Origin of the sequence: Listeria monocytogenes (assembly GCF_900187225.1) — a bacterium.
In the GTDB taxonomy this organism is placed as follows: Bacteria; Bacillota; Bacilli; order Lactobacillales; family Listeriaceae; genus Listeria; species Listeria monocytogenes.
This window is the reverse complement of the sequence record NZ_LT906436.1, coordinates 2,450,996-2,468,953: the sequence shown is the minus strand read 5'-3', so window position 1 is coordinate 2,468,953 and position 17,958 is coordinate 2,450,996. Positions and strand designations below refer to the sequence as shown.

16 protein-coding genes and 1 tRNA gene are annotated in these 17,958 nt (G+C 38.3%); 14 read left to right on the top strand and 3 right to left on the bottom strand.

The window, feature by feature from the left end; genetic code table 11:
- The 7 genes from galE (at position 1) to namA (ending at position 7,809) form a co-directional block, all read left to right on the top strand.
- Positions 1-984 carry a UDP-glucose 4-epimerase GalE gene (gene galE / locus CKV70_RS12530; RefSeq protein ID WP_014601137.1) on the top strand — a complete coding sequence of 328 codons (984 nt, stop codon included), beginning with the start codon at positions 1-3 and terminating at the stop codon, positions 982-984.
- A gap of 16 nt (positions 985-1,000) precedes the next feature.
- Positions 1,001-2,062 carry an aldose epimerase family protein gene (locus CKV70_RS12525; protein WP_003734087.1) on the top strand — a complete coding sequence of 354 codons (1,062 nt, stop codon included), beginning with the start codon at positions 1,001-1,003 and terminating at the stop codon, positions 2,060-2,062.
- A gap of 41 nt (positions 2,063-2,103) precedes the next feature.
- Complete coding sequence (locus CKV70_RS12520; protein ID WP_014601136.1) at positions 2,104-3,834, top strand: phospho-sugar mutase; 1,731 nt, start codon at positions 2,104-2,106, stop codon at positions 3,832-3,834.
- Between the two features lie 107 nt (positions 3,835-3,941).
- Complete coding sequence (gene rapZ, locus CKV70_RS12515; RefSeq protein ID WP_010990001.1) at positions 3,942-4,817, top strand: RNase adapter RapZ; 876 nt, start codon at positions 3,942-3,944, stop codon at positions 4,815-4,817.
- 1 nt (position 4,818) lies between these two features.
- On the top strand, positions 4,819-5,787 hold the full coding sequence (locus tag CKV70_RS12510; RefSeq protein WP_003722605.1) for a YvcK family protein: 969 nt from the start codon (positions 4,819-4,821) through the stop codon (positions 5,785-5,787).
- 7 nt (positions 5,788-5,794) lie between these two features.
- Positions 5,795-6,766, top strand: coding sequence for a DNA-binding protein WhiA (gene whiA / locus CKV70_RS12505; protein WP_003722604.1), 972 nt, complete (start codon positions 5,795-5,797; stop codon positions 6,764-6,766).
- A 26-nt stretch (positions 6,767-6,792) separates the two neighbouring features.
- Positions 6,793-7,809, top strand: a complete 1,017-nt coding sequence (gene namA, locus CKV70_RS12500) for an NADPH dehydrogenase NamA (RefSeq protein ID WP_009924964.1) — start codon at positions 6,793-6,795, stop codon at positions 7,807-7,809.
- Positions 7,810-7,861: 52 nt separating this feature from the next.
- On the opposite strand, the gene inlP is transcribed toward namA, so the two are convergent.
- On the bottom strand, positions 7,862-9,028 hold the full coding sequence (gene inlP / locus CKV70_RS12495) for a class 3 internalin InlP (protein WP_014601135.1): 1,167 nt from the start codon (positions 9,026-9,028) through the stop codon (positions 7,862-7,864).
- Between the two features lie 217 nt (positions 9,029-9,245).
- On the opposite strand from inlP, the gene CKV70_RS12490 reads away from it, so the two are divergent.
- Positions 9,246-10,637, top strand: a complete 1,392-nt coding sequence (locus CKV70_RS12490; protein WP_003732491.1) for a branched-chain amino acid transporter BcaP — start codon at positions 9,246-9,248, stop codon at positions 10,635-10,637.
- Between the two features lie 47 nt (positions 10,638-10,684).
- Here CKV70_RS12490 and clpP read toward each other — a convergent pair whose 3' ends face one another.
- Positions 10,685-11,281, bottom strand: a complete 597-nt coding sequence (gene clpP / locus CKV70_RS12485) for an ATP-dependent Clp endopeptidase proteolytic subunit ClpP (RefSeq protein WP_003722600.1) — start codon at positions 11,279-11,281, stop codon at positions 10,685-10,687.
- A gap of 156 nt (positions 11,282-11,437) precedes the next feature.
- Between clpP and CKV70_RS12480 the strand changes: the two genes are divergently transcribed.
- Positions 11,438-12,874 (top strand): polysaccharide monooxygenase, encoded by a 1,437-nt coding sequence (locus CKV70_RS12480; protein ID WP_014601134.1) that lies wholly within the window; start codon positions 11,438-11,440, stop codon positions 12,872-12,874.
- Between the two features lie 119 nt (positions 12,875-12,993).
- Positions 12,994-13,065: transfer RNA gene (locus CKV70_RS12475), tRNA-Arg, on the top strand.
- A 56-nt stretch (positions 13,066-13,121) separates the two neighbouring features.
- Here the strand turns inward: CKV70_RS12475 and CKV70_RS12470 are convergent.
- Complete coding sequence (locus CKV70_RS12470) at positions 13,122-13,457, bottom strand: YjgN family protein (protein WP_012952013.1); 336 nt, start codon at positions 13,455-13,457, stop codon at positions 13,122-13,124.
- Positions 13,458-13,683: 226 nt separating this feature from the next.
- On the opposite strand from CKV70_RS12470, the gene CKV70_RS12465 reads away from it, so the two are divergent.
- From CKV70_RS12465 to CKV70_RS12450, 4 genes are all read left to right on the top strand, one after another.
- Entirely contained in the window at positions 13,684-14,082 is a 399-nt protein-coding gene (locus CKV70_RS12465) for a hypothetical protein (RefSeq protein WP_009911621.1), read from the top strand.
- A gap of 16 nt (positions 14,083-14,098) precedes the next feature.
- Complete coding sequence (locus CKV70_RS12460) at positions 14,099-14,707, top strand: TetR/AcrR family transcriptional regulator (protein ID WP_003722596.1); 609 nt, start codon at positions 14,099-14,101, stop codon at positions 14,705-14,707.
- A 78-nt stretch (positions 14,708-14,785) separates the two neighbouring features.
- On the top strand, positions 14,786-16,948 hold the full coding sequence (locus tag CKV70_RS12455; RefSeq protein ID WP_014931017.1) for an MMPL family transporter: 2,163 nt from the start codon (positions 14,786-14,788) through the stop codon (positions 16,946-16,948).
- A 78-nt stretch (positions 16,949-17,026) separates the two neighbouring features.
- Positions 17,027-17,953 (top strand): dipeptidase, encoded by a 927-nt coding sequence (locus CKV70_RS12450; protein WP_003732488.1) that lies wholly within the window; start codon positions 17,027-17,029, stop codon positions 17,951-17,953.
- Positions 17,954-17,958 lie beyond the last annotated feature (5 nt).

Here is a 17,958-nt window from a genome sequence, read left to right as displayed (position 1 = left end):
ATGGGTATTGCTGTACTTGGTGGCGCTGGCTATATCGGTTCACATGCAGTAGATGAGTTAATTACTCGCGGATATGAAGTAGTAGTTATTGATAATTTAAGAACAGGGCATAGGGAATCCATTCATAAAAAGGCAAAATTTTATGAAGGAGATATTCGTGATAAAGCATTTTTAAGTTCAGTTTTTGAAAAAGAAAAAGTAGATGGTGTGATTCATTTTGCTGCTAGTTCACTTGTAGGAGAATCGATGGAAGTACCGCTGGATTATTTAAATAATAATGTCTATGGTACGCAAATCGTTTTAGAAGTGATGGAGGAATTTGATGTGAAGCATATCGTCTTTTCTTCCAGTGCGGCTACATACGGTGAACCAGAACGCGTGCCAATTACGGAAGATATGCCAACAAATCCGGAAAGTACTTATGGCGAAACAAAGCTAATCATGGAAAAAATGATGAAATGGTGCGATAAAGCATACGGCATGAAATTTGTTGCACTCCGTTATTTTAATGTCGCTGGTGCAAAAGCAGATGGTTCGATTGGGGAAGATCACAAACCAGAATCGCATCTAGTGCCAATTATTTTACAAGTTGCGCTTGGTCAACGAGAAAAATTAGCGATCTACGGTGATGGCTATAATACACCAGATGGTACTTGTATTCGTGACTATGTACAAGTAGAAGATTTAATAGACGCACATATTAGAGCGCTAGAATACTTGAAAAATGGGGGAGAAAGTAATATTTTCAATCTTGGTAGCAGTAACGGTTTTTCTGTGAAAGAAATGCTTGAAGCAGCTCGTACTGTAACAGGAAAAGAAATCCCTGCTGAAGTAGTACCACGTCGTGCAGGAGACCCAGGAACGTTAATTGCTTCTAGTGATAAAGCGCGCGAAATTCTTGGTTGGGAGCCAACTTATACAGATGTAAAAGATATTATCGCCACTGCTTGGAAATGGCACGTATCTCATCCAAATGGCTATTAATAACTTATGAAGGAATGTGATTTTTATCGAAGTAATGAAGGAGCGATTTGGGGAGTTTGAAGGAGAAACTGTTTGGAAGTGGACGATGATAAATGATCATGATATGCGCATGAGTGTTTTAAATTACGGAGCGATTGTTACTTCACTTGAAACAAAAGATAAATTTGGTGATTTTGCGAATATTAGTCTTGGTTTTACAAATTTAGATGATTATTTGGCACACTCTCCTTACTTCGGCGCGACACTTGGCCCTGTTGCTGGACGTATTACAAATGGGCAATTTAGTTTGGATGGCAAACAATTTCAACTGATTCAAAATGAAGGCTCTAACCATCGTCACGGTGGGAAATTCAATTTTAGTAAGAAGCTTTGGGATGTTTCAGTAGAAAAAAGTCTTGATCAAATTGTGATGACTTTTGAATACTGCTGGGCGGATGGAGAAAATGGCTATCCAGGAAAAATTGATGCAAAAATGACATATACGTTAAATAATAAAAATGAATGGCTGGTTGATTATGAAGCGAGAAGCAATCAGCCGACTATATATAACCCGAGCAATCATATTTATTTTAATCTGAGCGGAGAAGCTGGTTCAACGGTTTTACAACATCAGCTTTGGGTCAATAGTGATAGCTTCCTACCAATTGATGAAGAGTTCCTCCCAATTGGGGAAAAGCGGTTAGCGGAAAATACTATCTTTGATTTGCGTGCAGGTCGTGAAGTAGCGGAGATTACACAAAGTCAGGACCAGCAAGTAAAATTAGTTGGTGCGGGGCTGGATCATACGTTCATTTTAAAACATGAAAATGGTCGTCCAGATGCAGTTTTGTTTGATCCAAAGTCAGGACGGCGCTTGGAAATGGAAACCAAAGCTGACTCGGTATTAATTTATACGGCGAATAGTTTGGATGGCTCTTTTGAGATTGACGAGCGAGCTGTGCCAAAATATGCTGGCATAACAATGGAAACACAGGGTTTGGTGGATGCGATTAACCATGACGGATTTGGTGATATTGTACTTCGACCAGAAAAACCTTTTACATCTAGAACAGCTTTTCGTTTCACAGTGGAGAGCTGATAAATTTTAATTAAAGAGTTCTAAATGAAGGAGTGTAGAGAATGAATTGGCAAGAAGAATATCAAAAATGGGTTGCTAATGACAAATTAGATAGCACATTAAGAAAACAATTAACGAATATGGAAACAAATGAAAAAGAACTTGAAGATAGTTTTTATCGTAATATGGAATTTGGAACTGCTGGGATGCGTGGCGTACTAGGTGCTGGAACAAACCGTATGAATATCTATACTATTCGTAAGGCTTCTCTAGGTTTGGCGCAATTTGTGGCAGAGAACGGTGAAGAGGCTAAGAAGCGCGGAATAGTAATTGCGTATGACCCTCGTCATATGTCACGCGAATTTGCTTTTGAATCGGCGGCAGTATTAGGGCATCATGGTGTGAAAAGTTATGTTTTTGATGCGCTTCGACCAACACCGGAACTTTCTTTTGCAGTGCGTCATTTAAATGCGTTTGGTGGAATTGTTATCACAGCTAGCCATAATCCGCCAGAATACAATGGCTACAAGATTTATGGTGAAGATGGCGGACAAATGCCTCCAACAGGTGCAAGTGCTGTAATTGAATACATAAACGCGGTAGAGGATATTTTTTCTGTAGAAGTAGCGAACCAAGAGCTATTAATTGAAAATGGTTTACTTGAGGTAATCAGTGAAAAAGTAGACCGTCCATATTTGGAAAAATTAAAAGAGGTTATTGTCAATAAAGAGCTTGTTCAAGAACGCGGGGAGGATTTGAAAATTGTTTTCACGCCGCTTCATGGTACTGGCGGAATTCTTGGCGTTCCTGCGCTTGAAAGTGTTGGCTTTACGAACATTGTTAAGGTTGACGAGCAATTTGTGAATGATCCTGATTTTGGAACGGTAAAATCGCCTAACCCGGAAAACCGCGAAGCATTTTTACTGGCGATTGAATATGGTAAAAAGTTTGGCGGCGATATTTTAGTAGGAACCGACCCGGATGCTGACCGTTTAGGCGTGGCAGTTCGTAATGCGGACGGGGAATACGAAGTTTTATCTGGAAACCAAATTGGTGCGATTATTTTACATTATTTATTAAAACAAAAGAAAGCGCAAAATGAGTTGCCGGCTAATGCAGCGGTATTAAAATCTATCGTAACAAGTAATCTTGGAACAGAAATCGCGAAACATTACGGCGCTGAAATGATTGAAGTATTAACTGGTTTCAAATTTATTGCAGAACAAATTAAGCACTTTGAAGAAACTGGCAAGCATACGTTTGAATTTGGTTATGAAGAAAGCAATGGTTATATGGTTAAGCCGTTTACGCGTGATAAAGATGCGATTCAAGCCGTTCTTGCGATTGCTGAAGTGGCGCTCGTTAGCAAAGTAGAAGGTGGAAGTTTACTAGAAGATTTAGAGCAAATTTATGCTGATTTTGGTTATTACAAAGAAGATCTGGTTTCCTTAACTTTAAGCGGTAAGGATGGTTCTCGGCGCATCAAAGAAATTACAAGTAGTTTCCGCGAACAACTACCGACAAGTATGGGTGGATTCCCCGTGGAACGTGCGGAAGATTATTTAAGAAGCGAAACAACTTGGATTGCTACTGGAAAAACTGAAGCGATACATTTACCAACAGCAGATGTCATTAAATGTTATTTTGAAGATGGTTCATGGTTCTGTTTACGTCCATCGGGTACAGAACCGAAAATCAAATTCTACTTTAGTATTCGTGGTGAAAATAAAGAAGAAAGTACGGCAAAATTAGAAAAAGTGAAAGCTGATTTGATGCAACATATCGAAGCTTAAAAAGAAAAATCCCGGAAACTCGCTTTAGAGACTTTTCCGGGATTTTCTAGTGGGAAGTGTGCTAAAATGGAAGGTAGATATTATTTGTGCGAAAGGATGAGGCAGATATGGCTTCTAAACAATTAAAATTAGTAATCATTACTGGGATGTCTGGGGCAGGAAAAACAGTTGCAATGCAGTCTTTAGAAGATCTCGGTTATTTTTGTGTAGATAATTTACCGCCAAGTTTACTTCCGAAATTCTGGGAGTTAATGAAAGAAAGCGATAAAATGGATAAAATCGCGCTCGTAATGGACCTTCGCGGCCGTGAGTTTTTCGATTCCATTGAACCAGCGCTAGATGAGCTAGATAATACCAATTTTATAACAACGAAAATCCTCTTTTTAGAGGCTGATGATAAGGTACTTGTTTCGCGTTATAAAGAAACGCGCCGCCACCATCCACTGGAGCCTAATGGGTCTGTGCTTGATGGGATTAATGCAGAGCGCGAACTGCTTAGCGATTTAAAAGGGCGTTCGCAGTTAGTTATTAATACGTCAAATATGGCACCGCGCGAACTCAGAGAACGAATTAACAATGAATTCCAAACCGAAGATAAAGATATATTCAATGTGCAATTGATGTCGTTCGGTTTCAAATACGGCATTCCGATTGATGCTGATTTAGTGTTTGATGTACGCTTTTTACCGAATCCGCATTACATTGACAAAATGCGTCCGCTGACAGGGCTTGATGAAGATGTTTATGAATACGTGATGAAATGGCCAGAAACGCAGACCTTTTTAGATAAGTTAGTAGATCTATTAATGTTTACACTCCCTTTTTACAAACGAGAAGGAAAAACACAATTAGTTATTGCCATTGGATGTACTGGAGGACAGCATCGTTCGGTAGCCTTGACAGAGTTTGTTGGTAAGACAATTCAACAAAAATATGAGACAACGATTTCGCACCGAGATATGAAACGTAGAAAGGGTCGTTAATATGAAAAAGGAAACGAAACCTAGAGTAGTAGTAATCGGTGGGGGGACTGGTCTTCCAGTTATTTTAAAAGGGCTTAAAAAGAAGGACATTCATCTAACGGCCATCGTGACAGTAGCGGACGATGGTGGTAGTTCTGGTAAAATTCGCGAGCAAATGGATGTGCTTCCACCAGGTGATATACGCAATGTTATGCTGGCTTTATCCAATGTCGATCCACGTGTTGTTGATTTATTCCAGTATCGTTTTGCGGTAGATGGTGATTTATCGGGACATGTTATTGGGAATTTGATTTTAACGGCTTTATCGCAATTGAATGATAGTTATGTTGATGCGATTAATGTGCTAGCAACGGTGCTGAAAATCCGCGGCAAAGTTATTCCAGCAACGGATCAACCACTTATTTTAAATGCCGAAATGGAAGATGGTTCTATTGTGCACGGTGAATCGCTTATCCCGTTACAAGGAAAGCATATTAATCGTGTGTATATCGAACCAGAAAATGTAAAACCTTATCCGACAGCAGTCGAAGCAGTGAAAGAGGCTGATTTGATTGTTATTGGTCCAGGAAGTTTATACACAAGTATCTTACCAAATCTATTACTTACGGAGTTGGCCGATGAAATCACAGCAAGTAAGGCTCCGAAAGTTTATATTACGAATATTTTAACGCAAATTGGCGAAACCGACTTTTTCTCAGATGCGGATCACATTAAAGTTATCCATGAGCATGTGGGGAAATCATTTATAGATAAAACGTTAATTAATACGACGACTGTTCCAAAAGAGCTTCTATTCCCAGAAGACGTTGCGCAAGTAGAGCATAATGCTAAAGGAATGGAAGAACTTGGTGTAGAAGCAATTTATCAAGATTTTCTTTCTACAGAGGATGGTCTTGTGCGCCATGCCGCTGAAAAGGTGGCGGACGCGCTTTTAGCGATGTTACCTAACCAAACTAATGAAAAGGAGTGAGTAAGCCATGTCATTTGCATCGGAAACCAAGAAAGAATTAACCCATATGGACGTAAGTGATAGCGATGCAAAAGTGGAACTCGCAGCTTTTATTCGAATGAATGGCGCCATCTCGTTTTCGAGTCAATTAGTCATCATGGATGTCCAAACAGAGAATGCCGCTATAGCTAGACGAATGTATCAATTACTGAAAGACTTATATGAAGTGCCAATTGAACTTCTTGTACGTCGCAAAATGAAGCTGAAAAAAAATAATGTTTATATAGTTCGATTGAAGTCTGGTACACGGGGGATTTTGGAAGATTTGCGGATACTAGAGCCACCGATGACGTTTACGAAATCGATTGATAGGGGATTTGTTAAGAAGAGAAGCGCCAAACGTGCTTATTTGCGCGGAGCCTTTTTGGCAAGTGGATCAGTTAATAATCCGGAAACTTCTTCCTATCATTTAGAAATTTTTTCTGTTTATGAGGAGCACAACGAGGCAATTTGCGCTTTGATGAACCAATTTGATCTTAACGCGCGAACGCTTGAACGGAAAAATGGTTTTATTACCTATTTGAAAGAAGCGGAAAAAATCACGGAATTCTTGAGTATTATCGGAGCAACTAGCGCGCTTCTTCATTTTGAGGATGTTCGGATTATGCGAGATATGCGAAATTCGGTGAACAGGCTAGTAAACTGCGAAACAGCGAATCTCAACAAAACGATTAATGCGGCTGTCAGACAAATCGATAATATCAAGTATATCCAATCAACCGTTGGACTAGAAGCTTTACCAGAACGACTGCGTGAGATTGCAGCGCTTCGTATAGCTAATGAGGATGTTACCTTAAAAGAGCTAGGCGAAATGCTGACAACGGGTCAAGTAAGTAAATCAGGTATTAATCATCGTCTCCGGAAACTAGATCAGATTGCAGAGCGCCTTAGAAGCGGAGAAACACCAGCGCAAGTAGGGCTGAAAATCAGTAATAGTTAATTAAAAAGAAAAGGATGCGAATTAGAATGTCAAAATTATTTTCAGAATATAAATTAAAAGATGTAACGCTAAAAAACAGAATTGTTATGTCGCCAATGTGTATGTATTCAGTAGAAAATAAAGACGGGATTGCAACAGACTTTCATTTTGCACACTATGTCTCGAGAGCTGCTGGTGGTACAGGGCTTGTCATTTTAGAAGCTACGGCTGTTCAAGAAGTAGGCCGGATTTCTGAATTTGATTTAGGGTTATGGAATGACGAGCAAGTTCCAGCTTTGAAAAAATTAGTAGATGGACTTCATTATCACGGAGCAAAAGCAGGAATTCAATTAGCGCACGCTGGAAGAAAAGCTGTATTACCAGGTGAAATAGTTGCTCCTTCTGCAATTGCTTTTGATGAAAAGTCAGACAAACCAGTAGAGCTTACGAAAGAAGCGATTAAAGAGGTTGTGGCTGATTTTAAACGTGCAGCTTATCGTGCAAAAGAAGCGGGATTTGATGTGATTGAGATTCACGCTGCTCATGGTTATTTAATTCACCAATTCTTATCACCAATTACGAATCGTCGCGAAGATAATTACGGTGGACCTGCTGGTAATCGATATAAAATTTTAAGTGATATTATTAAAGCAGTGAAGGAAGTATGGGATGGCCCGATTATCGTTCGAGTTTCCGCTACTGACTATGCACATGGTGGTTTGCAACTAGAAGATCATATTCCTTTTGCAAAATGGATGAAAGCAGATGGCGTGGAATTAATTGATGTTAGTACAGGTGGTTTAGTTAATGTAGCACCACCAGTTTTCCCGGGTTATCAAGTGCCATTCGCGGATGAAATTCGTCGCGGGGCGGGTATTGCGACCGGGGCGCTTGGGCTTATTACACGAGGCGAACAAGCAGAAGAAATTTTGTGTAATGAACGAGCTGATTTAATTATTGTTGGTCGTGAATTATTACGAAATCCTTATTTTGCTAAAGACGCAGCCAAACAATTAGGCGAAACAATTGAAGCACCAAAACAATATTCACGCGCGTGGAAATAAGTAAAAAGCTGGAAGTTCAGAAACTCTGAACTTCCAGCTTTTTTAGTAGAAATTAATTAATAGTTACATTCCAATCATAAGAGCATACGCCTCCAGTAGCATAATTGTGATTATACGAGACATCTAATTTATACTCACCAGGACTTAGAGCGGATGTATCCACTGTTATGGTGTTGCCTTCCTCATTAACCGTCGTCGGAAGCTGGATTACACTAATCCCGATATATTCTCCCGTAACTTCTGGGCTGACTAACATATTAGTTTCTTCCATTTGGAAATAAATAGGTAAATCAATAGTACAGGTATCGCCCTGATTAATAGTTTGATCAGGAAGCTCTCCGTTTTGACTTTGAACATAGATGGTATCTAATACATTAGACGGTAGTTCAGTTAAAAAATTGTAATCTAAGTTTAAGGATTCTAAACTAGGTAAGTTGGTGTAGTTAACCATCGTACCAGTTAAATTGTTATGTCTTAAATTTAAATCAGTTAATTTAGGTAAATTTTGAAAATCAGGTGTATTGGTTAATAAATTTGCATTTAAATCTAAAAATGTGAGATTTGGTATATTTTGAAAATCAGGAATAGTTGTCAATTGGTTAGAACTTAGATCCAACGTAATAAGTAAAGGAATATTATTAAAATTAGGAAGTTCATCGCTTGTAATTAACATTTCAGACATATACAGCTGTTTTAAAGCAGGCATTCCAGTGAAATCAGGAATAGAACCGATTAAATTATTTCCGCTCATTGTAATGGTATCCATTTCAGGATAATTTTGGTAGTTTGGAAGGGACAAGTTTCTAGTTAATCTTCCAGGTGGATCAGCAAAAAATAACGTTTTTAAATGTGGGATGGTTGTAATATCAGGGAACTCCGTTAGTTTAGCCCCAAATTCCATAATACTTACATCTGTGACATTGTTAAACATGGCACGTTCTAGTAATTGCATGGAATCATTCGTAATCGTACTTGTTTCAAATCCCAAACCAGTTAATGCATCCAAATCATCTTGATCAATAACATCATTCACAGAGTCTTTGTTTAAATTTTTAGCCATATCTTTGGCTAATCCATCATCTGGGAAAACATCAATAATTGGAGCAGGTAGTGGATATAAATCAGAAGCAGCTTTTGCCTTCAGATCTAAACCAGTAAAGCATAGTGACAGAATGGCTAATAATAAAGCTGTGCTTAAAAACATTAAAACTTTTCTCAATGTATTCAGTCCTTTCTTTTTTAGAGGTCTAAAGAATAACACGAAAAAACTAAGAAAAAATATTTACACCATATATGAACATTTTTTTGTACGAAAATCTACAAATGTTGTATATTTTTCAATCTATTTATGGTACTATGAATAATAGTTTTCAAGTTAGTTTAAAAATACACATATAAATTAACTGAAAATTGGAATTTAAAAAGGAGGAATTTTTATGACGAAAGTTAATTCTTTTTTCAGAAAAAAGAGTTTTCATAACCCAGCGACTGATAAACATCATTTGAACAAATCGTTAGGAGCGTTTGATTTAACGATGCTTGGAGTCGGAGCGGTTGTTGGGGGAGGGATATTTATTCTTCCAGGACAGGTAGCTTCTGTCATTGCGGGACCAGGAATTATTATTTCTTTTATTATTGCGGGAATTGCTTGCTGTTTGGCGGCATTATGTTATTCGGAATTTGCTTCTAAATTACCAGTCGCAGGTAGCGCATATACTTACAGTTATCATGTGTTCGGGGAAGGCGTTGCGTGGATTTTAGGGTGGTCACTGATTTTAGAATACGGTCTGGCTGTTGCAGCAATCGCAAGTGGTTGGTCTTCTTATATGAAGAGTCTACTAGCAGGATTTGACTTACATATTCCAACGGCGATTTCTTCAGCATATGACCCGAGTGCAGGAACTTATTTTGATTTACTTGCATTTGTAGTGGTTATGGTAATTGGTATTTTACTTAGTTTCGGTATTCGTGAATCCACACGGGTGAATAATATTATGGTTTTAGTAAAAATTGCGGTGGTTGTATTATTTATTTTAGTAGGAGCTTTCTATGTGAAACCTGATAATTGGACGCCGTTCTTGCCGTTTGGTGTACAAGGGGTCATTACAGGAGCTTCCACAGTCTTCTTTGCTTATATCGGCTTTGATGCTGTATCAAGTGCCGCGGAAGAAGTGAAAAATCCACAAAAAAATATGCCAATAGGAATTATTTCTTCACTGGCAGTCTGTACACTTCTTTATATTTTACTTTCTGCAGTTCTAACAGGAGTTGTTCCATATACAGATTTAGTTGATGTTAGTGCACCTGTTGCCTTTGCGCTTCAAGCAATTAATCAAAACTGGATTGCTGGGTTACTGTCAGTTGGTGCGATTGTTGGGATGACAACGGTTGTACTTGTTATGTCTTATGGTGGTACACGCTTGTTATTCGCAATGGGACGTGACGGATTATTACCAAAATCGTTCTCAAAAATCAGCAAAAATGACACACCTGTTAGAAATACGATGATTTTTGCGACAGTAATGGGACTAATTGCTTCTACTGTACCGATGGCAGATTTAGCACAATTAATTAACATTGGTACTTTGTTTGCTTTTGCGATGGTTTCTATTGGGATTTTCTTCTTACGGAGAAATCCAGACTTGAATCAAAAAGGATTTAAAACGCCATTTTATCCAGTAGTACCAGCACTTTCCTTTTTACTTTGTGTATATTTAATGATTAACTTATCTAAAACAACATGGATTGCATTCGGTATTTGGTTTGTGATAGGAATACTAGTGTATACATTCTATGGAAGAAAACATTCAGCATTGCGTATAAAATAAGGTATAAAAAAAGAGGTTTTGCATTTTGTGCAAAACCTCTTTTTTTATTAGCCTTTTAAGCCAGATTTATTAATGATAATATCATCAATTAAGCCGTAATCTTTTGCTTCTTGTGCAGTCATGAAATTATCACGATCTGTATCGCGAGCAATGACTTCATATGGTTGACCAGTTTTCTCAGCCATAATCGTATTCATACGTTCTTTGATTTTTAAAATGTGGCGAGCAGCGATCTCGATTTCAGTTGCTTGACCTTGAGCACCGCCAAGTGGTTGGTGAATCATAATTTCAGCGTTTGGCAAGGCAAAACGTTTGCCATTTGCACCAGCTGTTAGTAAGAATGAGCCCATGGAAGCTGCCATACCCATGCCGATTGTTTGTACGTCCGCTTTAACGAAATTCATTGTATCGTAAATGGCCATACCAGCTGAAATACTTCCACCTGGAGAATTGATGTACAGGAAAATATCTTTTTCAGGATCTTGTGCATCTAAGAATAATAATTGAGAAACGATGGAATTCGCCACGTTGTCATCAATTGCAGATCCTAACATAATAATTCTGTCTTTTAATAAACGGGAATAAATGTCATATGCACGTTCACCGCGGCTAGTTTGTTCAATTACTGTTGGAATTAAGTTCATATCAAGATTCCTCCTGTTAAATGTAAATTTTAAATTAGCTTTGTTTATATCATACACGAATGGTCAAACTAGGTCAAACGATAAAGTCTGAAGCGAATTATTTCTATAAAATTTAACAAAAAGGTATAATGAACTATACTGAAAGGAAGGTGCATCATGAAGAAAATGACGAAGATTGGAATGTTTTTTGCTGTGTTTACGTTAGCTGTAGTTCTTTTTCAAACAACTGCTTCAGCTCATGGATACATATCAAAACCGGCAAGCCGTGTTTATTTAGCAAACAAAGGGATTAATGTTGGGGTCGGATCAGCGCAATATGAACCACAAAGCGTGGAAGCTCCAAAAGGTTTTCCAATAAGTGGACCTGCTGACGGGAGTATTGCAGGGGGAGGCAAATATTCGCTGTTAGACGAGCAATCTGCAAGTCGTTGGGCAAAAGTAGATATAGAATCTGGCCCATTAACTGTAGAATGGACGTTGACTGCGCCACACAAAACAAGCAGTTGGCAATATTTTATTACTAAAAAAGGTTGGGACCCAAATAAACCACTAACAAGATCATCGTTAGAGCCACTTGCAACGATTGAAGCTGATGGAAGTGTACCTAATGCTTTAGCAAAACAAGAAATTAATATCCCAAATGATCGGTCAGGATACTATTTAATACTTGGCGTTTGGAACATTGCGGATACAGGTAATGCGTTCTATCAAGTTATTGATGCAAATATTATTAATTCTGATATAACACCAGTTGCTGACACAGAAGAGCCAACGAAACCGACAAATTTAGCAGCGACAACTACCACTAAGACTGTAAGTTTGGCCTGGAATGCTTCTACTGATAATGTAGGAATCAAAGGTTATGAAATTTTACGTGACGGAGTAGTAATTGGAGAAAGTCAAACAGCTTCTTATGAAGATACAACTGTAGAATCAAATACCGCATACACTTACACTGTTCGGGCAAAAGATTTCGCCGGAAACAAATCTACATTAAGCAATAGCATTAATGTGACGACAAAAGAAGTGCCAGCAGTGGATAATGAAGCACCAACAGCACCGAAAAGTTTAATGTCACATGGTCAAACGGATACAACTATTGCTCTTTGTTGGCAAGCCTCAACAGATAATGTAGAAGTGAAAAATTATGAAATTTATCGTAATAATACAAAAATAGCAACATCCACAAAAACCATGTTTGAAGATACAAAACTAGCCAGCAATACAAGCTATAATTATAAAGTTTATGCAGTAGATACATCTGGCAATCGTTCATTAGTAAGCAATGAAATCACTATTAAAACAAAAACGCTAGACCCACTGAACACCTGGAAATCGGACCAAATTTACAATGCAGGTGACCAAGTTTACTATAACGGAGTAGCTTATACAGCAAAATGGTGGACAAAAGGTAACACTCCAGATACAAGTGATGTTTGGCAAACAGCAAGTACAGATATCCAAACCTGGAATGTTCAAAAAGCCTATAATGGCGGAGATAAAGTTACGTATAACGGAAAAACATACCAAGCGAAATGGTGGGTACGAGGTGAGAAGCCTGATAGTTCATCCATTTGGACATTATTAAATTAATACTTGAGCCAGCAAATCTTCGGAGGCGCTGGCTTCTTCATTTAAAATAAAACTTGTAAAACACTACGAATTTCGCTATAATTATTATTCGTACGGTAAGCATTTCTGGCATACATATAGCCCTCGTGGTGCAACGGATAGCACGTAAGATTCCGGTTCTTAAAATGGGGGTTCGATTCCCTCCGAGGGCATAATGAAAAAACATCTTACAACTGGCAAAAACCATTGTGTAAGATGTTTTTTCATTTTAATTAAAAATCGTATTTTTTACTTTCCAATCTTCTAGTTTAATGAAAACCCAGAAACCATAAATTCCGATAGTAATTATCGTTAGTAAAAGCCATTTGACCCAATGACCAAAAAGACTTACTGCGGAACCTTGAAATTTCAAGCGTCTTCCTTCAATAACAGTATGATTGATTTTCCAGCCATAGACCATACATAAAGCCCATGGATAACAAATGCCAAACGTGCAAAGTGTTACTAAAGTGCCAAGTATTGTCCAACCAATATACTGTAACAAACCTCCGTCAAAAAATGATGTTCTCCCGTTTCGTGTTTCCATGTAGTTTTGTTCTACCATTCTTCGTACCAACTTTCTTTTTAATATTTATATAATCGTCAGAACGTTTATACTGATGTAGTGAGCGCTAATATTGATACTACCATGAATGGAAGAAGAAAAGAATATCAGGTTTAACATTTTCGTGAATGGAAGTGATTTCATCATATTTTTAGCAACAAAAAATTTCCCTACTTCAATCCGTCATTTTCTGGTAAAATATAAATCAGCAAGGGAGGCGCTTATTTTGGCTGCTAGTTTGAAAGACCGATTAGAAGAAGAAGTAAGAACATATAGTGCTGACAATAATTTAACCGTTCAAACGATTGATTTTTTATATGCAGGGCCCCATATGCGAGGGAGACATTCGCTTGTTCTCGCGTTCACGGAAGCGGGTATTTTTACGTTTGTTTTTAAATTAAGTGACGCGGAAATGCACTTTTTGGATGGGAAGACTGTCCAGCAAATTGCACTTGAGAAAAAGAAATTGGTTTATCGTTTATATATTCGTGCAGTGACCGAAGAAGGAGAGCTGGAGGAAGGAAAATATCTTGTTAGTAAGCGTGTTCTAGGACGTAAATGGCATAAAGAAACACTAGAAAAGCTCATTAATAAAAACCTTCCATTACTAACTGCAACAAAATAAGAAAGGTGGGGTGATGATGGAAAAGAAGCGGACTCGAGCAGAAGAATTAGGAATAACTAGAAGAAAAATTTTGGATACAGCACGTGATTTATTTATGGAAAAGGGTTACCGGGCAGTTTCTACAAGAGAAATAGCTAAAATTGCCAACATTACCCAACCGGCACTGTATCATCACTTTGAAGATAAAGAATCCCTATATATTGAAGTGGTTCGTGAATTGACGCAAAATATCCAGGTGGAAATGCATCCAATTATGCAAACGAACAAAGCAAAAGAAGAACAATTACATGATATGTTAATTATGTTAATTGAGGAACATCCCACCAATATTCTATTAATGATTCACGATATTCTTAATGAAATGAAACCAGAGAATCAATTTTTACTTTATAAATTATGGCAAAAAACCTATTTAGAACCATTTCAACAATTTTTTGAGCGTCTAGAAAATGCTGGTGAATTGCGTAATGGTATCAGTGCTGAGACCGCTGCAAGATACTGTTTGTCCACTATTAGCCCTCTTTTTTCAGGGAAAGGTAGCTTTGCGCAAAAGCAAACGACTACAGAACAAATCGATGAATTAATCAACTTAATGATGTTTGGCATATGTAAAAAAGAGGTATAAATTAGCGTGCTTCTTTTTTTGACGTTTCACTTATCGAATGATAAACGAAAAAACAAGCAAACTAAAGGGGGATTTATAATGAAAGATGGATTTTTAAGTAAAATTGCCAGTGGAGTTGGTGGCAAGAAAGGTCGGTTTATAACATTAGGTATTTGGATTATCGCAATTATTATTTTACAGTTTTTCTTTCCAAAAGCAGCTGATTATAAAGATGACGCCGCGAAAGATTTACCGAATTCAGAGCCTTCTGTTGTCGCCCAAAAGCTCATTGATGACAAATTTGCTGGAACGGACGGGGTACCAGCACTTATCACTTGGTATCGTTCAACAGGTTTAACAAACGAAGACTTAGTTAATTTTCAAAAATACAGCAAAGAATTGACCGAAAACCCAGTAGACTATCAAAAAATGGCAGTTCCTTACGATAAAATGCCACCCGTTGCGCTCAAACAACAAGTTTCTAAAGACGGAACTACTTTTATTCAAACCGTTATTATGAAAGATAGCGCGACTTCAGACCAACTAACAGAAAGCTTCAAGCAACTTGAATCAGCGGCTAAAACAACAATTGGAGAAGATCCATTTGCACAGAAAGTATCCGCTGATGATACGCTTGTTGCTCGGACAACGGGACCGGCTGGTATTAGCGTGGATGCGAGTGGACTATTTAAAGATGCGGACGTTTCGCTGCTAATCGGAACAGTACTACTTGTTTTAGTCTTTTTACTAGTAATTTATCGTTCGCCAATTTTAGCGTTAATTCCTTTGATTGCAGTTGGTTTTGCCTACTTAGTAATTACGCCAATTCTTGGTTTGCTCGCGAAAGAAGGTATTATCACATATGGCTCACAAGGGCTCTCGATAATGACCGTATTACTATTTGGCGCCGGTACGGATTATTGTTTATTCTTAATTTCCAGATTCCGTAGCCATCTGCACACTGAGAAAAACAGATTCCAAGCATTTAAAGAAGCATTTAGCGGAACAGCAGGCGCAATTGCACTTAGTGGGTTGACTGTAATGGCCGCACTACTTCTATTATTAGCAGCAGAATATGGTTCATTTCACAATTTCGCCGTACCATTTAGTTTAGCGATTTTCATTATGATGATTTCTTCGCTAACGCTTGTCCCAGCGCTTCTAGGAATATTCGGTCGTGTATCATTCTGGCCATTTGTCCCAAGAACAGTAGAAATGGAAGAAACACGTGCGAAGAAAAAAGGAAAAACGCCAAAACACCACAAAGAAAACCGTTTTTGGCATAAAATTGGGGAAATGTCTGCGAAACATCCCGTACGAATTTTAATTATCACTTTGATTATTTTAATTGGATGTGGGATTTTTACAACTCAAGTGAAATATACGTATGACACACTTTCGACGTTCCCAGAAGATATGCCATCTCGGGAAGGATTTACCTTAATTAGTGATCATTTCGGTGCTGGTATGCTTGCGCCGATGGAAGTAGTTGTGAACTCCAAAGAATCAATGAAGAGTTCGCTTGAAAATGTGGATGGAGTGGCTTCAGTTACTGGCCCAGAACGAAGCAAAGGTTATCAAAAATATACACTTATTTTAAAAGATAACCCTTATAGCAATGAAGCGATGGATGTTGTTCCAAAAGTACGTGCCGCCGCTGACAAAGGAAATGACGTATATATTGCGGGACAAACTGCGACACAATATGATGATCGCGCGGTGACAGAGCACGATGAAAAAGTGATTATTCCACTTGTTATCGCTTTGATTGCGATTTTACTTTTATGCTACTTGCGCTCGATTACAGCAATGCTTTACTTAGTCGCTACAGTTCTCTTGTCCTTCGTTGGAGCGCTCGGCCTCGGTTGGGTCATCATTCATTATGCGATGGGTGTGGAGGCGATTTCTGGTTTGATTCCGCTCTATGCCTTTGTTTTCATCGTTGCACTCGGGGAAGATTACAATATCTTTATGATTTCTAGTATTTGGAAAAACAGCAAGAAGATGCCACTTCGAAAAGCGATTACAGAAGGAGTTGGACAAACTGGTGGGGTTATCACATCTGCAGGTTTAATTTTAGCAGGAACTTTCGGAGTCTTGACTACACTACCAATTCAGCTCTTAGTACAATTTGGCTTAATTACAGCAATTGGTGTCTTGCTCGATACGTTCATTGTCCGCCCATTCCTAGTTCCATCGATTACTGTGCTCCTTGGAAAATGGGCATTCTGGCCAGGTAAACAGCATAAAATGACAAAATGAAAACGTCTTTGAAAAATCTCTTGTCTATTCCTCTGAAAAGTATATAATAGATGTATCTAAAAGGAGGAACGACAGAAAATGAGAGTAATTGATACCCACTGTGATGCGCTTTACAAGTTGCAGGCTGGAAAAGGAAAATACACTTTCCAAGATGCGGAAGAACTTGATGTGAATTTTGAACGGCTTATAGAGGCTAAAATGTTACTACAAGGATTCGCTATTTTTCTTGATGAAGATATCCCGGTTGAACATAAATGGAAGAAAGCGGTTGAGCAAGTTAATATTTTTAAACAACACGTACTGCACAAAGGTGGAATCATTCATCATGTGAAAAAATGGTGTGATTTAGAAAATCTACCTGAAGATAAAATTGGCGCGATGTTGACGTTAGAAGGCATTGAACCAATTGGACGTGATTTAGATAAATTAACGCAATTACTTGATGGTGGCGTATTATCTGTCGGACTAACGTGGAACAACGCCAACTTGGCAGCGGATGGCATTATGGAAGAACGCGGTGCAGGACTAACTCGCTTCGGAAAAGACATTATCCATCTTTTAAATGAAAGAAAAGTATTCACGGATGTTTCTCACTTGAGTGTAAAAGCTTTTTGGGAAACGTTGGAACAAGCTGAGTTTGTTATTGCCAGTCATTCAAGCGCCAAAGCAATTTGTGCCCATCCTAGAAACTTAGATGACGAACAAATCAAAGCGATGATTGAGCATGACGCAATGATTCATGTAATCTTCCATCCACTTTTCACAACCAATGATGGCGTGGCTGATATAGAAGATGTTATTCGTCATATTGATCACATTTGCGAGCTTGGCGGGATGAAAAACATTGGTTTCGGTTCAGATTTTGATGGTATCCCAGATCATGTCAAAGGCCTCGAACACGCCGGTAAATACCAAAATTTCCTTGAAACACTGGGAAAACATTATACAAAAGAAGAGGTAGAAGGATTTGCATCGCGCAACTTTTTAAACCATTTACCAAAATAAACGAA

What these genes read in the sequence shown, in the direction of transcription:
- galE (WP_014601137.1), top strand. Translation starts at nt 1, where the DNA reads ATGGGTATTGCTGTACTTGGTGGCGCTGGCTATATCGGTTCACATGCA.
- CKV70_RS12520 (WP_014601136.1), top strand. Translation starts at nt 2,104, where the DNA reads ATGAATTGGCAAGAAGAATATCAAAAATGGGTTGCTAATGACAAATTA.
- rapZ (WP_010990001.1), top strand. Translation starts at nt 3,942, where the DNA reads ATGGCTTCTAAACAATTAAAATTAGTAATCATTACTGGGATGTCTGGG.
- CKV70_RS12510 (WP_003722605.1), top strand. Translation starts at nt 4,819, where the DNA reads ATGAAAAAGGAAACGAAACCTAGAGTAGTAGTAATCGGTGGGGGGACT.
- whiA (WP_003722604.1), top strand. Translation starts at nt 5,795, where the DNA reads ATGTCATTTGCATCGGAAACCAAGAAAGAATTAACCCATATGGACGTA.
- namA (WP_009924964.1), top strand. Translation starts at nt 6,793, where the DNA reads ATGTCAAAATTATTTTCAGAATATAAATTAAAAGATGTAACGCTAAAA.
- CKV70_RS12490 (WP_003732491.1), top strand. Translation starts at nt 9,246, where the DNA reads ATGACGAAAGTTAATTCTTTTTTCAGAAAAAAGAGTTTTCATAACCCA.
- clpP (WP_003722600.1), bottom strand. Translation starts at nt 11,281, where the DNA reads ATGAACTTAATTCCAACAGTAATTGAACAAACTAGCCGCGGTGAACGT.
- CKV70_RS12480 (WP_014601134.1), top strand. Translation starts at nt 11,438, where the DNA reads ATGAAGAAAATGACGAAGATTGGAATGTTTTTTGCTGTGTTTACGTTA.
- CKV70_RS12470 (WP_012952013.1), bottom strand. Translation starts at nt 13,457, where the DNA reads ATGGTAGAACAAAACTACATGGAAACACGAAACGGGAGAACATCATTT.
- CKV70_RS12460 (WP_003722596.1), top strand. Translation starts at nt 14,099, where the DNA reads ATGGAAAAGAAGCGGACTCGAGCAGAAGAATTAGGAATAACTAGAAGA.
- CKV70_RS12455 (WP_014931017.1), top strand. Translation starts at nt 14,786, where the DNA reads ATGAAAGATGGATTTTTAAGTAAAATTGCCAGTGGAGTTGGTGGCAAG.
- CKV70_RS12450 (WP_003732488.1), top strand. Translation starts at nt 17,027, where the DNA reads ATGAGAGTAATTGATACCCACTGTGATGCGCTTTACAAGTTGCAGGCT.